Genomic DNA, 20,638 nt, shown 5'->3' on the forward strand with positions numbered 1-20,638 from the left:
GCCTGTAAAATATGGTCCGTAAAATATAGTCCGTAAAATATAGCTCCTGAATTATAACAACTAAATAAAATTCTAAGAATCCAAACCAAATTGGTAACATAAGGATGTGTTATGCCTCCACAAGTACTTACTGAGCTATCTCCTAAGGTAGCTTTTATCATTGCTAGCGTGGTCATCGCGATTATGGGTGTCACCATGATTGGCTTTGGTTGGGTTCCGCACCTATCATTGATGCTTGCTATTGCTGTTTTGCTGGCCCTAGGTATGTTTAAGGGCTTAAGCTTTGAGAAAATGCAGGAACAAATGTCCTCCGGCGTCGCCAGTGGTATTGGTGCTATCTATTTATTGTTCTTTATTGGATTGCTAGTCGCCGCTCTCATGATGTCGGGCGCTATTCCCACCATTATGTATTATGGTTTTGAGCTGATATCTCCGCAGTATTATTATATCTCTGCCTTTGTCTTGACCTCAATTATCGGGGTAGCGCTGGGCAGTAGTTTGACCACGGTAGCGACGATAGGCGTGGCTTTTATTGGCATGAGTAATGCTTTTGATGCCAACGTCGCTATCGCTGCAGGTGCCATAGTCTCAGGCGCATTCTTTGCCGACAAAATGTCCCCACTATCAGATACTTGTACGCTTGCTTCTTCGGTCGTGGGCATTGATTTGTTTGAGCATATTCGTAATATGATGTATACCACTGTGCCAGCTTGGCTCATCACTGCAGGGCTGTTTTGGTTCTTCTCTGGGCAGGCTGGTACCGGCAATTTAGATCAAGTTACCCTATTGCAGTCGCAGCTGGTCGATAGCGGCTTGGTGAATGGTTATTCAGTACTACCGTTTATTGTGCTAGTTGTCTTGGCGGTTTGCCGAGTGAATGCGATCTATACCATCATTTACACGATTGCTACCGCTTTAATCATTACCTATTTACACAGTACCCCCAGTATCGGACAGTTAGGTAACTACATGTTTGGCGGCTATGCGCCTGCCGAAAACTTAGAGCTAGGCGAAGTAGGCGGCATGATCTCACGCGGTGGTATGCAGAGTATGTTCTTTACACAGACTATTGTTATCTTGGCGTTAAGTTTAGGTGGTCTGTTACGCGCATTGGGTATCTTGCCTGCGCTGCTGTTAGGTATCAGAGATATGCTGACCAGTTCAGGTCGCGCTATCTTTGCTGCTGCTATGGCAGCCTTAAGTATCAACGTCCTAATCGGTGAGCAGTATTTAAGTATCCTATTATCAGGTACCGCTTTCCGTCCTACCTTTGAGCGCTTAAACCTACATCCTAAAAACTTATCACGCACCATTGAAGATGCTGGCACGGTGATTAATCCACTGGTCCCTTGGAGTGTGTGTGGTGTTTTTATCAGTCAAGCATTAGGCGTGCCAGTGCTTGAGTATCTGCCTTATGCCTTCTTCTGTTATCTGTCGCTACTGCTGACGATATTATTTGGCTTTACTGGGTTTACTATTACTAAGCTAGATGAGAGTAAGGCAGAGCAGGTTAAGCAATAAGTTAATATTTAATGTTGATAATACGCTTTAATGACTGTCTTATGAATAAGCACTCAATAGTTAAAATTGCTTTATAGCTGTCTTAATTGTTAAGTGCTTTCTCCAATTTATGACTGTCAAACAATCAAATGATTTCCAGTTTTTAGCTGACTTAAAAATCAACCTTCCCGCGCAACGACTTTGTTCTACCTCGCTGTGTTTTTTTGTCCACGCGTTTACGCTGAGCATTTCTGCTCGGTTTAGTAGGTCTTCGAGTTTTACTAACGTAAGTGGTTTTTACTATAAATTGCCGCAGACGCTTAAGGGCATCAACCTTATTTCTTTCTTGGGTGCGAAATTGCTGTGCTTTAATAATCAGCACACCTTCTTTGTTAATACGGCTGTCTTTGCTTTCTAATAAGCGCTGTTTGTGAGCGTCGCTGAGACTGGAGGCTTTGATATCAAAGCGTAAGTGAATGGCAGAGGATACTTTATTGACGTTTTGCCCACCTGCACCTTGAGCGCGTATAGCATTAGTTTCTATCTCGTGATCATTGAGGCTGATGGTATTAGTTATAAAAATCATGGCTCGCTTATATTTAAAAGAATCAATATTTATGACTTATCATAAACCATTATCAAATAGGCTGCTACTCGCAATATCTCTGGTCTTTAGAGAGGAAAGTTAAGGTGATTGTTATGCTTAAAGGTAACTGGCTATTTATAGCTCTTAATTGTATGTGTGGACTACCTAAAATTCACCGCCACAATAAACGGTCGATAACAAGCTATCAAAGTGATTGTTGCCACTAAATATTGTGAAAGACCTTGTTAGAGCACTTGTATTTATTAGTTGGAAAACTACCGTTCAATACATACCACATACTGATAATCACTAAGGAAAATTATAGGTCGCGCCACAGCAACCACAAGCGGGTATCTAGCTCGAATTGATGATAATCAGGTTCCATATGACAGCATAATTGGTAGAACGCTTTGTTATGCTCTTTTTCCTTGAAATGTGCTAACTCATGTACCACGATCATCCGCAAAAACTCAGGTGGTGCTTCTTTAAACAAGCTGGCCACCGTGATGCTATTGTGTGATTTCAACTTATTGCCTTGCACTCGAGATTGATAAGTGTGAATGCCTAGTGCCTGTTGCAACACGGCCAGTTTACTGTTGTAACTGACTTGAGTGAGAGAGCTACTTTTACGCATATACTGGTTTTTTAGCTCATTTATATAGTGATACAGCGCTTTATCGCTTTGTATTTGATGCTTATCATTATATTTCTTGTCAAGATAGCCTCCCAACTGGCCATTGCTGATCAGTATTCCTGCTTGCGCTTGAATTTGCTCGGAGTAATGAGCGATGTATTTTAAGGGAGGCACTGGTTTTATCCTTTAGAGGTACAATTAGAGGCACAATAGAATAGATGGACAGTCAAGTTATTTATGTGATGAAACGTACGGTCAGCTAGAGTGTCATCTAGATAGCTTATCACCTCAGTGGAGGTTGTAAATAAGTTATTGAGCGCCTTCATTCATGAATTAGGGCCCTTTCTACATTGCGGCGTTCTAGTACCTACTTATTTTATAGCGAATTGCCCCATCGAATGCCTATTCATAATGGTGCAATATGTCCAGTTTTCGACAGCAATCTTTACTGATTTAAATCTGGCATTGGCCATTATGTAGTCGAGCATGAATACCCAACTCAGATTACACTACCTCGAATTAAGATCAGCCATTGAATTGTTACTTACTAGCCATCAGCATCTAACTGTGGCGGTCATTTTTCTTCTCCGTTATTACCAGTAGTTACTATCAACTGCCAATATTTTTTGAGTATCACTCACACTCTTGCGAGTAGTCGAGCTATGTCTAGGGTAGAGTAATCACCAATCACCAATCACCAATCACCAATCACAAACAGGCTGCTGTCTAAAATAACTTCTAGGCAGCATTCATTACCGTTTAGTTTTTGCTTGGACTGCGAATGACTGCAACTATAGAGCCAGTATCGGCGGTGACAACTATCCTGCCATAGGGGGCCACCAATACCGCTAATGATCTCAAAAACAATCTATGTATCTACGAGATTCAGGCATTCCAACTGTGATGTGTACGCTTAACAGACAGCGCCAATCAATAAAGAACCGAATCAATTAGGAAGCTTAATGCGTACCACTAAAGATCGTATTCGCCATGCTATAGCCTTTGAACTAATAGGCTTGCTCATCTTTGCCCCACTGGCAAGTTGGGTATTTGGTTTCGACCTACAATTAATGGGTGTCATAGCCTTAGTAGGTTCTATTATCGCCACTATATGGAACTATTTTTATAATCTATTATTTGATCACGCCATGTTGAAACTGCGCGGAGACGTGCATAAGACAGTGCTAATACGAGTGTTTCATGCCTTGCTATTTGAGGGTGGTCTGCTGTTATTGTTCATGCCGATGATTGCCTGGTACTTGGGCATCACTCTGTGGGAAGCCTTCATACTAGATATCGCAATGGCCACTTTTTATGTGATTTATGCCTTTATTTATAATTGGGTCTACGATAAGGTTTATCCTATCCCTTAAGCTTACTTCTCATGCGATAAAGGTCGTGTCATTTTATAATAAATTTGGATAACCTGTGAAGCATGCTTTAGCTAAAGAATATAAAAGCGTTCAGTTACCAAATTGAGTCTTAGTTATAAACTCAACTAATCAGCTATAAATACAACAGCTAATAAGACGCCTACTAGTGATTCCGTAGTTATATCCATACCAAAGAAACGTACTAACGAAACGTACCAACGTCTGGTAAATTGTTTCGTTATGTCGTTGTGAATGCTGCAACGTGTATGTCCTTATTTTGTTGTTAGTATCCAGCTAATCCACGACGGTATTAATAAACAGTCTTTATATCAGAAGACTAAACACACATAATACATTAGTATGGTGAGTGAGGTGGTGGATGCCGTAGCACTTTTATACGGCGAAGGTCATGTCATATACACAACAGCTCAGTCTATAACTCAAGCTTATAACCTCAGTTTATCATAGGTATGGAGACAATCATGAGCTATACCGTTCATCATGAGCCACATTTAAGTTATCGTAACAACTGGCTACGAGCAGCGATATTAGGTGCAAATGATGGATTGATTTCGACTGCCAGTTTATTAGTGGGTGTAGCCGCAGCAAACCCTAGTAGTCAAGTGCTCATGTTAACAGGGCTGGCTGCTTTGACTGCTGGCGCGCTGTCCATGGCAGCAGGGGAATACATTTCGGTATCAGCGCAAGCGGATACTGAAAAAGCAGATTTAGAACAAGAGCGTTATGAGTTAATTCACAACCCTGAACGGGAACTGGTTGAGCTGACTCGTATTTATGAAACGCGCGGGCTAGACCAACTGCTTGCGCATCAAGTGGCGGTTGCCTTGACCGATCACGATGCGTTAGCAGCCCATGCTCGTGATGAAATTGGCTTGACCGATACTGCTAAAGCCAACCCTTTACAGGCTGCTTTGGCTTCAGCTTTGGCGTTTATTGTTGGCGCAATCTTACCTATAATTGGTATTTTACTGCTACCTAAGCACACGCTGGTTTGGTCATTATCCCTGTTGGCTCTCTTAGGTCTAGTTTTATTGGGATTTGTATCGGCACGCCTAGGCGGAGCGCCCGTCTTACCTGCCATTGGTCGTATTGTGATTTGGGGCATATTGGCCATGCTAGCTACCGCTATGATTGGGAACTTATTTAACACTGGAATAGTGTGAGATTAACGAAAAATACTGATGAGTTTTAGTAAAAAATAACCCCGCTGGCTTCTTAACAGTGGGGCCATCAGTATTTATTGGGTGCTGCAGCAATATAGTCATTAACTAAACTGCTGAGGAATCATTCTTTGATCATCATATATTTCGGTATGAGTCAGTTCAGTTGCTTAGTAGCCAGCTCTCTTCACACGGTTCATTTGCTGACGATAAACAGTTAGCGGATTGTTCTCAAAAAATGACACCAGTCCTGACAACTGATTGATACTGTCTAAATAGTTCATACGATCAAGTTGATTTATTTGTGCTTCAGCTTTGGTTTCGTCACCCGCACTATTAATTAATGTTTATCGCTGTGTTTAATACAGATTAAACCTGGCATCAAAATTAGCACCTTCTGTATCTACCTGAGTCAAACGAGAAGCCGCTGCCTCGCCAACCAATTCATAACGCATGACAAACAATGCTTTTTTGCTAGTACCTTTCGCTTTCATCTCTTCGGTACGCTGGGTAAGCTTGCCAAAATTAGCCAGTTTCTGGAAGTTTTGTTTAATCGCTGCCTCTGGCAGCCGACTAATATAATCCTCGCCCATAGTCGATAGGAAGTAATCAAATAAGCGTCGCAGTCCTTCCGTGACCACCTGCTGCTTATTATCATCAATAATATTTCACCATCGACATCAGTATCTTGTAAAGAGCGGGGCATGCGTTCAAGCCTTGTGGTAAATGAAGCGAACTTGTTAATACCAATGGAAGGTTACTACCAATGATTTTCTTTCATATTGAATCGATTATAGGGGTCAATATCAGTAGTAATAATAATTACCATTACTAAGGTATTTATTGCTTAAGTATCGATTTTTTGCCAATATCCTTGTATTAGTGAAGCACAAAAAGTGTTCATTATTTATACTCAAAGGTAATTAGCCTTATGGTCTTTAAGTGACCAGTCGCTAGCAGCTGTTTAAGCACCATGAGTAATTTATTATAGAGACATATGAACAGTTCATTAAAGACGTAATAGCAAGGCAATCAACAATCAACTTATTATCAATTCAATATAAACCTGGTATCAAGGAAGAATCTATGACTATCGCCGCTTTCAAGCCCAAATGGATGGATGAAGAAATTGAAATGTTGCACGAGAGTGCGCTCAAATTTTTCAAAGGTTGGGATGTGCGTGACGAAAAATGGCGTGAAAACGGTATGCTTGATCGCGAAGCTTGGTTGGAAGCCGGTGAGATGGGGTTTTTATGTGCTGCTATGCCGGAAGAATACGGTGGCGCTGGGGGCGATTTTCGTCATGAAGCAGCCCTCATTTATGCCCAGTCAGAAGCCAATCAAGTAGGCTTTGGTGGGTTTTTACATTCAGGCATTGTTGCGCCTTATATTCTGCACCATGGTACAGAAGAGCAAAAACAAAAGTGGCTACCCAAAATGGCTTCTGGTGAGTTGATTGGTGCGATTGCCATGACCGAGCCGAGCACTGGCTCTGACCTGCAAAACATTAAGACCTATGCCACCAAAGACGGTGACGATTACCTCATTAATGGCTCAAAAACCTTTATTACCAATGGTCAATTGGCCAACTTGATTGTCGTAGTCTGCAAGACTGACAGAGAATTAGGTGCTAAAGGAGTATCACTGATTGTGGTCGAAACTGATAATGCACCTGGATTTGGACGTGGTAAAAAGTTAAAAAAACTTGGATTAGCGTCGCAGGATACTTCGGAGTTATTCTTTGACAACATGCGAGTACCACAAGCAAATCTGTTGGGAACCATTGAAGGGACGGGCTTTACCCAACTGATGCAAGAGTTACCTCAGGAGCGTTTAATTATTGCTTTGTTAGGCATTGGCGCGATGAAGTTAGCGCTGGACTTGACTATTGATTATACCAAACAGCGTACTGCCTTTGGTAAGCCAGTATGGGGCTTTCAAAATACCCGTTTTAAGCTAGCAGAATGCAACACGCATTATATCGCTTCAAGCGCGCTATGTGATGCGGCCATTGAAGCGCTTTTAGATAAAGAGCTTACCGGACACCATGCCGCATTAATCAAGTATTGGGTGTCTGAAAAACAGTGTGTTGTAATGGATGAGTGTCTACAGTTATTTGGCGGTTATGGTTATATGACAGAATATCCGATTGCTCGCTTGTATGCAGATGCCCGGGTACAAAAAATATATGGTGGTACTAACGAGATTATGAAGGAATTGGCATCGCGCTTTATGTAAATAATGATGCTGGGTGACAGGGTGCTTAAAGCGTGATTTTAAGCGTCCTACGCAAGTAATTAAATGGGTAAAAGAGTTAGTAAAACCTGCCGTGGGCAAAATCCTACGCCGTAAACCACATGGAAGGTAAACGTAATTAGGACCAAAAGGACACTATTATGCTCATAAAAAAATGCTCAAATCTCACTCAGTTGTTGCATAACGATACGCTCAATCATCTAGGGTATTTAACTGTCGCCAAGACTCGAGCCAAAGTTCTGGCTGCTGTTAGTCGCCTCATTCCCATGCCAAGACCGCTACTATTCGTAGGCGAGCAGGCGTGTGATGAGTTGTGTGACATGCTCATCAATGAGGGTAACACTAAAGTGCTTATCGTCACTGACGCTGTGTTAAATAAGTTGGGCGTGCCATCGAAAGTCACTGATTATCTGGACACAAAAAATATTCGCTATCAAGTTTATGATGGCATTACCCCCGATCCGACTTATAAAGTGATGGAAGAGGGGTTAGCGCTTTCTATTGATGCTGGGTGCGATTCGGTAATTGGCATTGGCGGTGGCTCAGTGATTGATGCTGCCAAAATGATTGCTATGAGCCAAAGCAATAATTGCAAACCCAAACGCCTCATCGGTCTTTTTAAAGCTAGAAAACCGTGCTTGCCATTATATTGTATTCCCACTACCGCAGGCACAGGCTCAGAAGCGACTATCGGTGCGGTAGCATCAGACGACCAAACCCATCAAAAGGCCATCGCTATTGACCCAAAAATGGTGCCTCGGGCAGCCGCTATCGATCCTACAATCATGAAGGGTATGCCCCCACATATTACCGCCGATACCGGTATTGATGTCCTCACTCATGCTTTAGAGGCATGGATGAGTGTGAATGCTACTGCGGAGACTGATTACTATGCCGCCTCTGCTGTCAAAGCGGTGATGAAGTATCTACCGATAGCCTATAAAGATGGTGACAACCTCAAAGCTCGAGAAGAGATGGGCATGGCCGCTCACTATGGCGGTATCGCCTTAAACAAAGCAGCGCTTGGCTATGTACATGCTATCGCTCACCAGCTGGGCGCGTATCATGGCACGCCGCACGGGCGCGCCAATGCCATCGTATTACCTTATATACTTGAGCTCAACCGTAAAGCCAGCGAAAAACGACTGGCAGCGCTGGCAAGAAAAATTGGGGTTGTGAAGAACAGCCAAGCCAGCGATGGCGATGTTGCAGATCAGCTTATTACCCAAGTAAAAACCTTGCTGGAAACCGTGGGCATCGATCCTACCATTAATGACATGCAAGCCAGCGATTTTGATAACATGGCAAAAGCCGCTGCTAAAGAAGTCAGTGATACCTATGCCGTTCCAGTCTATATGAATGGGGCAGGTATTAAAGACATCTTAGTGAAAATTAAAACGGCGAGTGACAAAGCTAATAAGGACAAATCAGTCAGTCAGAAAGTCTCATAATCGCATTAATAGCGTATTTACTACTAAGGCATAAGGACACCTAAACATCAGTTTTATGCAATTGCTGATACCAACGATATAAAGAAGTAAAACAAAGGTTTTATACAATGACTAAAATAGCAACCGAGCGTCTTTATCTGCGTCAATGGCAACCAAGCGATTTTGCGCTATTTGCTGACATGAACACCGATCCAGAAGTCATGCGATATTACCCTAAGCGATTATCAGCAGCAGTGAGTGATAGCATTGCCAATAAATGTCAGCAGCTCATTAAAGATAACGGTTGGGGGTTTTGGGCGGTCAGTCTAAAAGACGGTTCTAAAAACAGTGATACTTTTATCGGGTTTGTGGGCTTAAATGAAACCCATGCTGATCTACCTTGCGCCCCTTGTGTCGAGATTGCTTGGCGACTGCGCAAGGATTATTGGGGACAAGGCTATGCTACTGAAGCCGCGCATGCTGCTTTAAAGTTCGCTTTTGACGCGCTAGTACTGGATGAGGTGGTCGCATTCACCGCTGTTATCAATAAGCGCTCTCAATTGCTTATGGAGCGTATCGGCATGAGCAATACGCAGGACAATTTTTATCATCCCGCGCTGTCACCCAGCCATCCACTTGCTGAGCATGTGCTGTATAAAATCACTCAGCAGCAGTGGCAGGAAGCTAGGACCAATTGATCTTTTCTGGAAAGCTTTACGCCCTTGAAAAAGTCAAAATATGACCCTTAAAAGGCATATCTAAATAACTGGTATCTTCTGGCCTAATGTGATGACTGCTAAAGCCAAACTCGACCATCTTGTTGGTCAATTTGTTTTTGCGGCCACGACCAGGATCAACGACGATCACTTCGCATTTTGGATTGGCGTGACGTTCGATGAACGCCGCTAATATACCAACATGCTGGTCTTCATAGAGTAAGTCGCTCCCGATAATCATATCAAAACGACCAAGCTCACTGTTCTCTTGTGCCCAATCTAGGCGCTCAAAAGTAATTTCTTTATTATTATTAAGTACGGTATTTTTATCAAGGAAGTACTCAACTGTCGGATGATAATCAGTCGCTGTAATATCTGCGTGCCGATTATTAAGCAGTAGGCTAGACAATGCCATGCCGCAGCCGACTTCTAAGATCCGCTTGCCGGCGATATCATAATCGAGCATGTGGTTGGCTAGCACCAAACTTGAAGGCCATATCACACCGAATAATGGCCAAGATGCCGAGCAAATCCCTAAATTAAGCGCCTCGTCATCAGGGTCGCTAAACTGTTGATTGTCGCGTAGGGTACAGACATGAATATCGGTATTGCCAATTTCAATCGTTTGATAACGCACGCGCACAGAAGTAAGCGAAGTCATAAACCATCCTATAAAAAGAGCAAGAGTGCAAAATCTGGCAGAGGTTGCCACTATCAGGGGTTGGATAAAAGGGTGGATAAAAGGCTGGATAAAAAGTTAAGTAGCGAAGAGAAGAGAAGACATAATTAAGATGACAATATAGTCAATGAATAGTCAATGAATAGTCAATGAAAAGTAATATCGATACATAAGATGCTGCTGGCATAAGTTTTTCTTGCTTGCTGCACCTACGCAGACAGAGGCTGCAAAAACCTTATACCAGCAGTACCCTAGCGTTTTTAAGGTATTTTAACCACAGTATGCCCGATTATTCAGTGAGTTACTGTTACTTAGCAGGGCGGGTACACTGATTACTGTTAATAGCTTGTGGATGAAGGTTGACAATTAATAAAGCATACGCCTAGGAGCGGGCGAGGTATATTTATCAGTAAAGGTTATATAATTTAATGAGTTAAAGCGATCAATTAAGGAAGTCATCTACTTATGAAGCTTAATTTTGCCATATGGTGACTGGCAAAGTTATTGACAATCACCAGTTTGTCTCGGCTCATTGGAATCATCCAGTATGTAATACCTCAACTAATCTTTATAAGACAGCTGATGGTTTTTCATTTAAGCTGCGCACATGACTAGCAAATTAACTCAACAGCAGCTTATAGTCAGTTCACAATAAAAGAGAGTCGTGTGTAGCAATGTGCTACTGGTATAAATTTTTTTGGCGTGCTGTTTGCAAGCGTGCTTCGAGCCTGCAAAACGTTTGTTACAGTAGCATCCCAGTAGCACTGGATCTTGTTTAAATTGAATCGACTATAGCGCATTACTAGTCAAATAAATTTTGCTAGGATTTATGAGGTGTGCTTGATGTCCAATAATATCCAGCCCGACTTAATATGCGAAGGTGGTAATGAAACAATCATAATACCTTGTGCTACGCCACTAAAAACAGCGAGGCTTATTGAGAATAATGGTACTTTAAGACTAGGCATCATAAGTTCTTACTTTCAGTATTGACTTCATACTCTTTTTTTTAAAATTAAAAAAATTAAATACAAGAAATTTTCAGTACTTAGTGTTAATATTTTTCCTGGTTTTTTGGTTTCTTAGCCTACAAAAATCTGCTTATAATAAATTGTAAGCGTTGTTAGAACGAGTGCTGCCAAAATCAGTATTGTCAGAAATAGGTATTAACCATGATTGATAACACTAATACTGCGATATAGGATTGACTTTTTTAAGCAGCAAGGTAAATTAAATAGGCAAAATAAAGTATCCGATCATCAAACGCATGTTAGGAGTCATTTTATACCTGCGATACTATCTGTCATAGCATTGAAGACTATCGACATTCGACAGTTTTCAATGCTGTCAATATGACATATAGAGACGATATAAAAGTCTCTTTCGTCTCTTAGACACACTGTCAGTGGACTCGCAATCCCAGCCGTTTTTATACGTGACAACGTATGAGGACGACTCCGACTCTACATCAGTGTTTGCAGTATTATAGCTTTCTGTAATACGATACTACGCGGATATAATCAAGTACGATCACAATTTTTATTTTAAGGAAGACCTATGAGTATCAGTCAAGCCATCGAAAAAGTTGAAGCACGCTATGCGCATCAGCCTGAATTTGTCCAAGCGGTAAAAGAAGTCGCCCTCACCATTAAGCCGTTATATGACGCACATCCTGAATATGAGACCTTAAAAATATTTGAACGCTTGGTAGAGCCTGATCGTGTTATTGCCTTTCGTGTTAATTGGGAAAATGATCACGGAGAAATCCAAGTCAACCGTGGCTGGCGTGTCCAGTTTAATAATTCTCTGGGCCCTTATAAAGGGGGTCTCAGATTTCATCCGACCGTGAGCCAATCTGTTTTAAAATTTTTAGGCTTTGAACAAATCTTCAAAAATGCTCTAACCGGTCTGCCAATCGGTGGTGGTAAAGGTGGCTCTGATTTTGACCCTAAAGGCAAAACAGAAACTGAAATTCGCCGTTTTTGCTACGCCTTTATGCGTGAGCTACATCACTATGTGAGTAAAGACATTGACGTACCAGCTGGCGATATCGGTGTTGGCGGTCGTGAAGTCAGCTATATGTATGCGATGTATAAGAATCTAACCCGCGAATCGACCGGCGTTATCACTGGTAAAGGTGTTGGTTTTGGTGGTAGCTTAATGCGGACTGAGGCCACTGGTTACGGAGCTGTGTATTTCCTAGAAAATATGCTCGCTGTCCAAAAACAAGACATTAAAGGCAAAAAAGTATTGATATCGGGTACTGGTAATGTCTCACTACATGCCGCCGAAAAAGTCTGTATGTTAGGTGGTATGGTACTGACTGTTTCTGATTCACAAGGTACTTTGCATGATGAGCAAGGTCTCAATCAAGAAAAAATTGACTGGCTTAAAGCGCAAAAAGAACAAAGCAAGCCTTTAGCGGACTATGTCGCTGTTTTTGGTGGTGAATGGCTTGCCAAGCAAAAGCCATGGCACATCAAAGCTGATATCATTATCCCATCAGCCACTCAGAATGAAGTTGACGAAGACGATGCCAAGTCATTGGTCAACAACGGCGTAAAATATGTCGTTGAAGGGGCTAATATGCCACTTACCGCCGAAGCCATTGATCATATTCGCCTACATAAGGTGCATTATGCGCCAGGTAAAGCGGCCAATGCTGGCGGTGTGGCCGTATCTGCGCTTGAGATGTCACAGAATTCTGTGCGTCAGTATCAAACTTTTGAGCAAGTTGATGAGCGCCTAAAAAGTATTATGAAAGACATCCACGATAGCGCCGCTGAAGCTTCAGAACAGTATGGTCAGACAGACAACGGCTATATTGACTATATGGCTGGAGCAAACATGGTTGGCTTTAAGCGGGTTGCTGATGCCTTAGTTGCTTACGGTATTCTTAACTAAGACCCTTAGTTTATCGTATTGATGGTCTATATTGAGCCAATATCGTTTATATTTGATAGTTACTGTTTAATTTGAACACTTATAAGCAACAACTACCGCGTCTATGCATTGATGATAGGCGCGGTAATTTTTTATCTAAAAAATATTAATCTAGGCTCGTTAAAAATTACTAAATAAGTTTTTAAGTGACTGATATATGTAGTCTTGAGAAAAAAATAGGCGGGCGCGCCCTGAAAATTGAGTTTAAGAATGACCGCGATTACGCCAATTATACCTCCTACTACGAAGTCGAACTGCTTAAAAGCAACCAGATTATTGAGTTAAAGGTTAATGCCAATACGGGCGAGATATTCAATAGTAAGGTCAAAAAATAAACATTGTAGAGTAGTGACTGTTTTAAACGCAAAAGCACTTGTTAGTAGTCACCGGCAGGTACTTTTTTATTGATAATGAAGTAAGTGCTTACTCATAATAGCTGACATAGTATAAACATCTTAAACCAAGTCAAAGTTGTTAACATTAATATAATTCATCTTATAATAAGTAAATTGATTTTTATTCATCTCAATAGTCAGTTATGATTACTCCATCGAATGCATTTATACCAATCTTTAAACCCTGATTCTTAAATATTGAATATAATTAATGGAGCAGCACATGACTACTGGAAACCAGCAATCTAAAGTACCTAGCCATATTTTAGGCTATCCACGTATCGGTGACAAACGTCAAACTAAATTTGCTTTAGAACATTACTGGAAAGGTAAAAAAGACAAGGCGACTACCCAAGCTGCGCTAGCAGAAGTCTTTACTACCAATATCCAAGACCAAATCGATGCGGGCCTTGATGTTATCACTACGGGCGATTTTGCCCATTATGACCTAGTGCTAAGCCAGGCTGTTGCCTTCGGTGTGCAGCCACTCCGTTTTGCTGGCGCGCAAACCTTAGATACTTTTGATCGTCAGTTCTACTTTGCCCGTGGTCGCGACCATACGAGTCAATATGAAGACACTGCCGCATGGCAAATGACTAAATGGTTCGATACCAACTATCATTATCTAGTGCCTGAATTAGAAGCCGATGAAGACTTTAGCAATACCGACTTTACTCAGGTGTTCAAACAAGTAAGCGACGCCAAAGCTATTATTAAAAACAGCGGTAAAACCGATAAAGCCTTAAAAGTAGTATTGGTTGGTCCGGTAAGTTTCTTATATTTAGCTTCCTCAAAGCTTGAGGACAAGCTAGATCACCTCGATAAGCTGCTGCCGGTTTATGCTGATCTGCTCAATCAACTAGGTGAGCAAGGCGTTGATTGGGTACAAATGGATGAGCCAATTTTATCGTTGGACTTAGAGGGTCGCTGGCAGCAAGCGTTTGAGCGTGCTTATAACGGTCTACAACAAACGCCGCCACAAATCATCGTTGCTAACTACTTTGACTCGTTAGGTAATAACTGCAATATCGCTTGTAACTTACCCGTTAGCGGTATTCATATCGATATCACTCGCTCAAGCCAGCCGAAGCAATATGTCACCCAAGTGATTGATCACCTACCCAGTCATAAACTACTATCAATCGGTGTGGTGGATGGCCGTAGCGTGTGGACCACTGACCAAGCCCGTGCTCAAGAGATCTTGCTAGAGGCCAATGAGCGCTTGAACACTCCTCATTCTTATACTAATGGTAACCAGCCAAAAGCGGCTGATGGCAGTATTAATGAGCGCTTATGGGTTGGTACCGGCTCATCTTTGCTACATTTACCAGTTGATTTAACCTCAGAAGATGTTCCTGAAAATTTGAAGGGCAAGCTGGCTTTTGCTAAGCAAAAACTCAGCGAAGTGGTTGTTTGTGCCAAACTGGCTACTGGTGATTTACAGCCTGATAGTGCGGCTACTGATATCAGCTTGACCCCAACACAGTCTGCAGCGCAATCGCGTGATGGTATCTTTAAAGACCGTTATGCCAAGCAACAAGCAAAGTTAAATCTACCGCTATTACCAACCACCACTATTGGGTCATTCCCGCAAACGGCTGAGATTCGTAAAGCCCGTTGTCAGTGGAATAATGGTGAGCTCAGCGATAGCGATTATCAAGACGCGATGAAAGCTGAGATTCGTCAGTGTGTGGTTGACCAAGAAGAATTAGGTCTAGACGTTTTGGTTCATGGCGAAGCCGAGCGTACTGACATGGTGGAATACTTTGCTCAGTACTTGGATGGTTTTTGGTTGGCTAAGAATGGCTGGGTACAAAGCTATGGTACGCGCTGTGTTCGTCCACCAATCGTCGTTGGCGACATCAGCCGTCCGAACGCCATGACCGTTGATTGGATCACCTACGCGCAGAGTTTGACCAACAAGCCAATGAAAGGCATGTTGACCGGGCCAGTGACTATTCTAAACTGGTCGTTTGCGCCTAGTGATGCTGAGACCCGTGATATCTTGCGCTTGCAAATTGCTGAAGCCATCAATCAAGAAGTGAGTGATTTACAAGACGCGGGTATTGGTATTATTCAGATTGATGAGCCCGCATTCCGTGAAGGCTTACCATTAAAGCAAGCTGAACAGGCCCATTACTGGCAGCAAGCGGTTGATAGCTTTAAGCATTCTGCCAGCTGTGCCCAGCCTGAAACTCAGATTCATACCCACATGTGTTATTCAAGCTTTCATGATTGTCTACATCATATCTCCGCCATGGATGCTGACGTCATTACCATCGAGACTGCACGCTCAGGATTGCAGCTGTTAGATGCCTTTAAAGTGGACAGCAACATTGATGGGGCCGATGGTTCTACCAATACTGAAGACAATTATCAACAGGGTTACCAAAACGCTATTGGCCCTGGGGTCTATGATATTCATAGCCCACGTGCCCCTGATAGCGATAACATGCAGATTGTTATTGATGAAGCGCAAAAATATATCCCAATCGAGCGCTTATGGATCAACCCAGACTGTGGTCTAAAGACTCGCAACTGGGAAGAAGTACGTCAACAGCTGCGTAACATGGTCGAGATGACAGAAATCGTGCGTAAAAAATACGCGGCCTAAGCTTTTAGCGTTATAAGTTTTTTATGCTTATAAACCAAAAAAGCCTCAATCATCAATTGATTGGGGCTTTTCTTGTATAGTGAACCAAATATGAGACTTGTACATTCAGTATCAAATAAAATAGAGCTATGGGTTCATGTGGCTGGTAAAAATTTCCTCGCTTGCTGTATGACCGCGTCACTTTTCGAGCCTTCAAAATTTTTCCCAACTACATTTTATTCGTTGCGAAGTGGGTTCAGATATTTCGATATTAGCTTTTACGCCACTGGCCTTGACGCATAATATCGGTAATAGGATTAAGACCAATTTGATAGCATAAGTCCGCAGGGCGAGTGATATCCCAAAGCGCTAGATCGGCATCATAACCGATTTCTATTTTACCTTTATGTGATAACCCTAATGCTTGTGCGGCGTTAAGAGTGGCTCCTGCTAGTACTTCTTCAGGGGTTAAATAAAACAGCGTACAGCCCATATTCATCGCCAGTAATAGCGAGGTCAGCGGTGACGTGCCCGGATTACAGTCGGTTGAAATAGCGACAGCAACTTGATGTTTACGCAGTGCTGCTATCGGTGGTAGCTTGGTATCACGCAAGGTATAAAAAGCACCGGGTAATAGCACTGCAACCGTATTACTGGCGGCCATTTTCTTAATATCTGCCTCTGATAAATGCTCTAAATGATCGCTAGATAGTCCTTGGTACTCAGCAACTAAGGCACTACCACCTATATCAGACAGCTGCTCTGAATGGAGTTTGACAGGCAAATCTAATGAGCGGGCCATTTCAAAGACGCGTCTGATTTGCTCTGAACTAAAAGCAATGTTTTCACAAAATCCATCGACTGCATCGACTAGACCCTCGCTATGTAAAATTGGTAGCCACTCGCAGACTTGCTCAATGTAGTCGTCCGCACGGTATTTATACTCGGGCGGCAAAGCATGAGCAGCTAAATAGGTGGTACTGACATGGATATCGTATTTTTCACCCAGTTGACGCGCGACGGTGAGCATTTTGCGCTCAGTATCTAAGTCCAGACCATAGCCAGATTTGATTTCGACACTGGTCACGCCTTCTTTTATGAGCGCTAGCAGACGTTTTTCACTTTGGGCAAATATCTCCTCAATACTGGCTGCGCGAGTCGCACTGACGGTCGCGACAATCCCGCCGCCTTGCGCTGCAATATCTTGATAACTGGCGCCGTGTAGACGCGCCTCAAATTCATTGCTGCGATTACCGGCGTAGACCAAATGGGTGTGACAGTCGATTAAACCTGGCGTTATCCAGCCGCCATTAACATCTCTGATTTGTTCTGCTTGATAATCAGCAAGATGTGGGGTCATCTGTTCATTTGACCCAATCCACGCAATCTTGCCTTCTTTTATACCGATAGCAGCGTTTTGTAGCTGACCGTAAGGTGCGCGATTTGCTGCTGTTGATTTACCGTTTTCTTTACGGTTGGTAGGCACATCAAAGCCATAATGCGCTGAAAAAGTGGCGAGATTGGCATTGATAATAACACGATCAAACGATGCCATGGTTGCGGCATCAGTCGTCGTCTGGTTGGTAGCGTTAGTCATAATATACTCCTGCTAGGTGCTAGGTGCTAGCTGTTTATATACTAGCTATAAGGTGAATAAGTGGCGTTCTATAATAAGAGCCAATAGGCGAGCAGCAACTTTACAGCTGCGTTGGTCACTATCATAGGTTGGGTTAATTTCAGCGATATCGGCTATCTTTACTTTGCCGGATGCCATAATAGTTTTGACAGCCCGCTCAACGAAGCCCAGCTCGATACCATAGGCAGCGGGTGCGCTGACTCCAGGGACTACGCTAGACGGAAAGCAGTCCATATCAATGGTCAAATAAACCACATCAACCTGATTAATAAACGCTTCAATCTGAGCGGCAAGTGTTTCCCATGCTTGATAATAACAGTCCTCGTCACTGATAACGCGGACACCCAAACTGTCGGCACGATCAAATAGCGCGGCGGTGTTGGAAAAGCGGCTAACCCCAATACAGCAATAGTGAAAAGGCTGCTGAAGTTCAGTAAGGTGTTCTGCGATTTGGCGAAAAGGGGTACCTGAAGTCGCCACATCAGATTGACGAATATCAAGATGGGCATCAAAATTAACGATGCCAATAACGGGGGTAGTCGGTATGTCGGCCGTATTGTTTTCACTGGTGTTACCATTAGCAGCCTGCTGAAGCGCCTGCCATAATCCTAAAAAGCTACCATAGGCCATCGCATGACCACCGCCAAGACCAATAGGTAGACTGCCTTGTTGAATAACGTTACTGACAACACTGGCATATTGCTGCTGGGCTTGCTCAAGCAGCTGCTCGGCAAAACCATCGTTATCATCACAGTGAATATCGCCGGCATCGCCTAATAATGTCGGCAACTCATCATCAAAATGTTGCTGTAGTTCAGCGATAACTGGTAGCTTAGCAAACGCGCTACGAATCAGTGGCGGCGCGGCTTTTGCCCCAACGCGGCCTTGATTGCGTCTAACGCCCTGATCGCAGGCAAAGCCAACCAGCCCGATACGCTGTCCTATATTATCAAACGCATAAGGCTGGGCCAGCTGATACCAATAGCAGGCGCGCGCGCTTTCAAATGGCTCCGCACGTCCTGTCCATAGCGCCATATCAGCAGTGGTTTGGCTAACGGCTGTTATAGTCATCGCTGATCTCCTTTAAAATTGATTTGAAGATATCTGTTGATTTAGAAAGAACCTTATTTAGAAAGGTACCAGTCATTGCGCATTTCCTGCCAATACTCCGTTAAAGAACGACTGAGTATCAATTGCTTGGCCGCTTCAATATCTGGCGCTAAGTAACGGTCTTTATCATAAAAAGTAACTTGCTCACGTAAGAGTTGATGAGCTGTCGTCAATGGCTTTGAGGTATCAAGCCCGTGGTGAAAATCAATGCCTTGGCCCGCTGCTAATAGCTCAATACCGATAATGGTCGCGGTATTTTGCGCCATCTCATATAAACGCCGTGCACAGTAAGTTGCCATCGAGACATGGTCTTCTTGATTGGCAGAAGTCGGAATGCTATCGACACTGCCAGGATGGGCGATGGACTTATTCTCAGAGGCTAATGCTGCTGCGGTCACATGCGCAATCATAAAGCCGGAGTTCAAGCCAGCATTGTCAACTAAGAATGGCGGTAGACCTGATAAAGTTGCATCAATCAGTAATGCTACACGGCGCTCGGACATGGCACCAATTTCAGCAATAGCCAAGGCTAAGATATCAGCAGCAAATGCAACCGGCTCCGCGTGAAAGTTACCACCTGAGATCGCAATCGGACCATCGTCGTTGCTAAAAATCAGCGGATTATCGGTTACCGCATTGGCTTCAATTAATAAGGTCTGACCCGCTTGATTGATAATATCGAGGCATGCACCCATGACTTGTGGCTGACAACGTAAGCAGTAGGGATCTTGTACTCTGTCGTCTTGTTCCCCTTGGTGTGAGGCGCGAATGTCACTACCTTTAATCAAGCCTCTAAGCGCTTTGGCAATTTCGATTTGCCCATGATGACCACGAACCTCATGAATACGTGCATCGAATGGCGCATCTGAGCCTTTTGCGGCATCGATAGACATTGAGCCGACGATAGTTGCCGATTCTAATAAGTCACGTGCTAAGAAATAGCCCCGTAGCGCTAGAGCGGTTGAGACTTGGGTACCATTAATTAAGGCTAGGCCTTCTTTGGCGGCAAGGGTAATGGGCTCAAGGCCATGCTGTGCTAGAGCGTCAGCGGCTGGCACGCATTGACCATCGACATAGACCTCTCCTTCACCCATTAGCGCTAGGGTCATATGGGACAAAGGCGCTAAATCGCCAGACGCACCGACTGACCCTTTAACCGGAATATGCGGGGTAATTTGATGGTTGATTAATGCCAATAAACCATCGACTACTACTCGGCGTACCCCAGAAACACCTTGTGCTAGGCTTGCAACCTTCATGACCATTATCAGCCGAACCACGCCGTCTGGTAAGGGTTCACCAGTACCAACAGAGTGCGATACGATAAGATTGCGCTGTAGCAACTCAAGCTGATCATCGTTAATTCGAGTCTTGGCCAATAAGCCAAAACCAGTATTAATACCATAGGCACTTTTATCATGAGCAATGATGGTTCGTACATCTTCGTGTGAAGCGTCTATTGCGTCGTAGGCGCTATCGGGTAGCGAGAAGGTAACGGGTTGATCATAAATACCGCGTAACATCTCAAAACTTAATTGGCGTGGGTTTAGAATTAGGTTCTGTATAATGGTCATAACAGTGCTCCTGTTTATATGGGTTATATTAT

The 20,638-nt window shown here is 43.2% G+C and carries 16 protein-coding genes; 9 read left to right on the forward strand and 7 right to left on the reverse strand.

Annotation, left to right across the window (positions count from 1 at the left end; genetic code table 11):
- Positions 1-111: 111 nt before the first annotated feature.
- Positions 112-1,521 (forward strand): Na+/H+ antiporter NhaC, encoded by a 1,410-nt coding sequence (gene nhaC, locus H4W00_RS05465; protein ID WP_209956589.1) that lies wholly within the window; start codon positions 112-114, stop codon positions 1,519-1,521.
- Positions 1,522-1,672: 151 nt separating this feature from the next.
- Here the strand turns inward: nhaC and arfB are convergent, their stop codons facing one another.
- Positions 1,673-2,086: an alternative ribosome rescue aminoacyl-tRNA hydrolase ArfB gene (gene arfB, locus H4W00_RS05470; RefSeq protein WP_209956590.1), complete on the reverse strand. Its 414-nt coding sequence runs from the start codon at positions 2,084-2,086 to the stop codon at positions 1,673-1,675.
- Positions 2,087-2,405: 319 nt separating this feature from the next.
- Complete coding sequence (locus tag H4W00_RS05475; RefSeq protein WP_209956591.1) at positions 2,406-2,894, reverse strand: M48 metallopeptidase family protein; 489 nt, start codon at positions 2,892-2,894, stop codon at positions 2,406-2,408.
- A 788-nt stretch (positions 2,895-3,682) separates the two neighbouring features.
- Here H4W00_RS05475 and H4W00_RS05480 point away from each other — a divergent pair.
- Positions 3,683-4,093, forward strand: coding sequence for a PACE efflux transporter (locus H4W00_RS05480; RefSeq protein WP_209956592.1), 411 nt, complete (start codon positions 3,683-3,685; stop codon positions 4,091-4,093).
- A gap of 482 nt (positions 4,094-4,575) precedes the next feature.
- Positions 4,576-5,277 carry a VIT1/CCC1 transporter family protein gene (locus H4W00_RS05485; RefSeq protein ID WP_209956593.1) on the forward strand — a complete coding sequence of 234 codons (702 nt, stop codon included), beginning with the start codon at positions 4,576-4,578 and terminating at the stop codon, positions 5,275-5,277.
- A gap of 356 nt (positions 5,278-5,633) precedes the next feature.
- On the opposite strand, the gene H4W00_RS05490 is transcribed toward H4W00_RS05485, so the two are convergent.
- A complete protein-coding gene (locus tag H4W00_RS05490; protein ID WP_209956594.1) occupies positions 5,634-5,915 on the reverse strand; it encodes a lipase secretion chaperone in 282 nt (93 codons plus the stop codon).
- 445 nt (positions 5,916-6,360) lie between these two features.
- On the opposite strand from H4W00_RS05490, the gene H4W00_RS05495 reads away from it, so the two are divergent.
- The 3 genes from H4W00_RS05495 to H4W00_RS05505 all read left to right on the forward strand — a co-directional run bounded on the left by H4W00_RS05495 (position 6,361) and on the right by H4W00_RS05505 (position 9,658).
- The gene (locus H4W00_RS05495) at positions 6,361-7,512 is read left to right on the forward strand and encodes an acyl-CoA dehydrogenase family protein (RefSeq protein ID WP_209956595.1); all 1,152 of its coding nucleotides are present in this window, start codon (positions 6,361-6,363) and stop codon (positions 7,510-7,512) included.
- Positions 7,513-7,670: 158 nt separating this feature from the next.
- Complete coding sequence (locus tag H4W00_RS05500; RefSeq protein ID WP_334684883.1) at positions 7,671-8,981, forward strand: iron-containing alcohol dehydrogenase; 1,311 nt, start codon at positions 7,671-7,673, stop codon at positions 8,979-8,981.
- Positions 8,982-9,088: 107 nt separating this feature from the next.
- On the forward strand, positions 9,089-9,658 hold the full coding sequence (locus tag H4W00_RS05505; RefSeq protein ID WP_209956596.1) for a GNAT family N-acetyltransferase: 570 nt from the start codon (positions 9,089-9,091) through the stop codon (positions 9,656-9,658).
- A gap of 16 nt (positions 9,659-9,674) precedes the next feature.
- On the opposite strand, the gene H4W00_RS05510 is transcribed toward H4W00_RS05505, so the two are convergent.
- Complete coding sequence (locus tag H4W00_RS05510) at positions 9,675-10,337, reverse strand: class I SAM-dependent methyltransferase (RefSeq protein ID WP_209956597.1); 663 nt, start codon at positions 10,335-10,337, stop codon at positions 9,675-9,677.
- A gap of 1,575 nt (positions 10,338-11,912) precedes the next feature.
- Here H4W00_RS05510 and gdhA point away from each other — a divergent pair.
- The 3 genes from gdhA (at position 11,913) to metE (ending at position 16,307) form a co-directional block, all read left to right on the forward strand.
- Positions 11,913-13,259 (forward strand): NADP-specific glutamate dehydrogenase, encoded by a 1,347-nt coding sequence (gene gdhA / locus H4W00_RS05515; protein WP_209956598.1) that lies wholly within the window; start codon positions 11,913-11,915, stop codon positions 13,257-13,259.
- A 185-nt stretch (positions 13,260-13,444) separates the two neighbouring features.
- A complete protein-coding gene (locus tag H4W00_RS05520; protein ID WP_209956599.1) occupies positions 13,445-13,633 on the forward strand; it encodes a PepSY domain-containing protein in 189 nt (62 codons plus the stop codon).
- A 283-nt stretch (positions 13,634-13,916) separates the two neighbouring features.
- The gene (metE, locus tag H4W00_RS05525; protein WP_209956600.1) at positions 13,917-16,307 is read left to right on the forward strand and encodes a 5-methyltetrahydropteroyltriglutamate--homocysteine S-methyltransferase; all 2,391 of its coding nucleotides are present in this window, start codon (positions 13,917-13,919) and stop codon (positions 16,305-16,307) included.
- A gap of 250 nt (positions 16,308-16,557) precedes the next feature.
- On the opposite strand, the gene hutI is transcribed toward metE, so the two are convergent.
- The 3 genes from hutI to hutH are packed head-to-tail and all read right to left on the reverse strand — an operon-like array spanning position 16,558 to position 20,606.
- Positions 16,558-17,883, reverse strand: coding sequence for an imidazolonepropionase (gene hutI / locus H4W00_RS05530; protein ID WP_209956601.1), 1,326 nt, complete (start codon positions 17,881-17,883; stop codon positions 16,558-16,560).
- A gap of 45 nt (positions 17,884-17,928) precedes the next feature.
- The gene (gene hutG, locus H4W00_RS05535; protein WP_209956602.1) at positions 17,929-18,993 is read right to left on the reverse strand and encodes a formimidoylglutamase; all 1,065 of its coding nucleotides are present in this window, start codon (positions 18,991-18,993) and stop codon (positions 17,929-17,931) included.
- A gap of 53 nt (positions 18,994-19,046) precedes the next feature.
- Positions 19,047-20,606: a histidine ammonia-lyase gene (hutH, locus tag H4W00_RS05540; protein WP_209956603.1), complete on the reverse strand. Its 1,560-nt coding sequence runs from the start codon at positions 20,604-20,606 to the stop codon at positions 19,047-19,049.
- Positions 20,607-20,638: the final 32 nt, after the last annotated feature.

Source organism: Psychrobacter sp. PL19, from assembly GCF_017875835.1.
In the GTDB taxonomy this organism is placed as follows: Bacteria; Pseudomonadota; Gammaproteobacteria; order Pseudomonadales; family Moraxellaceae; genus Psychrobacter.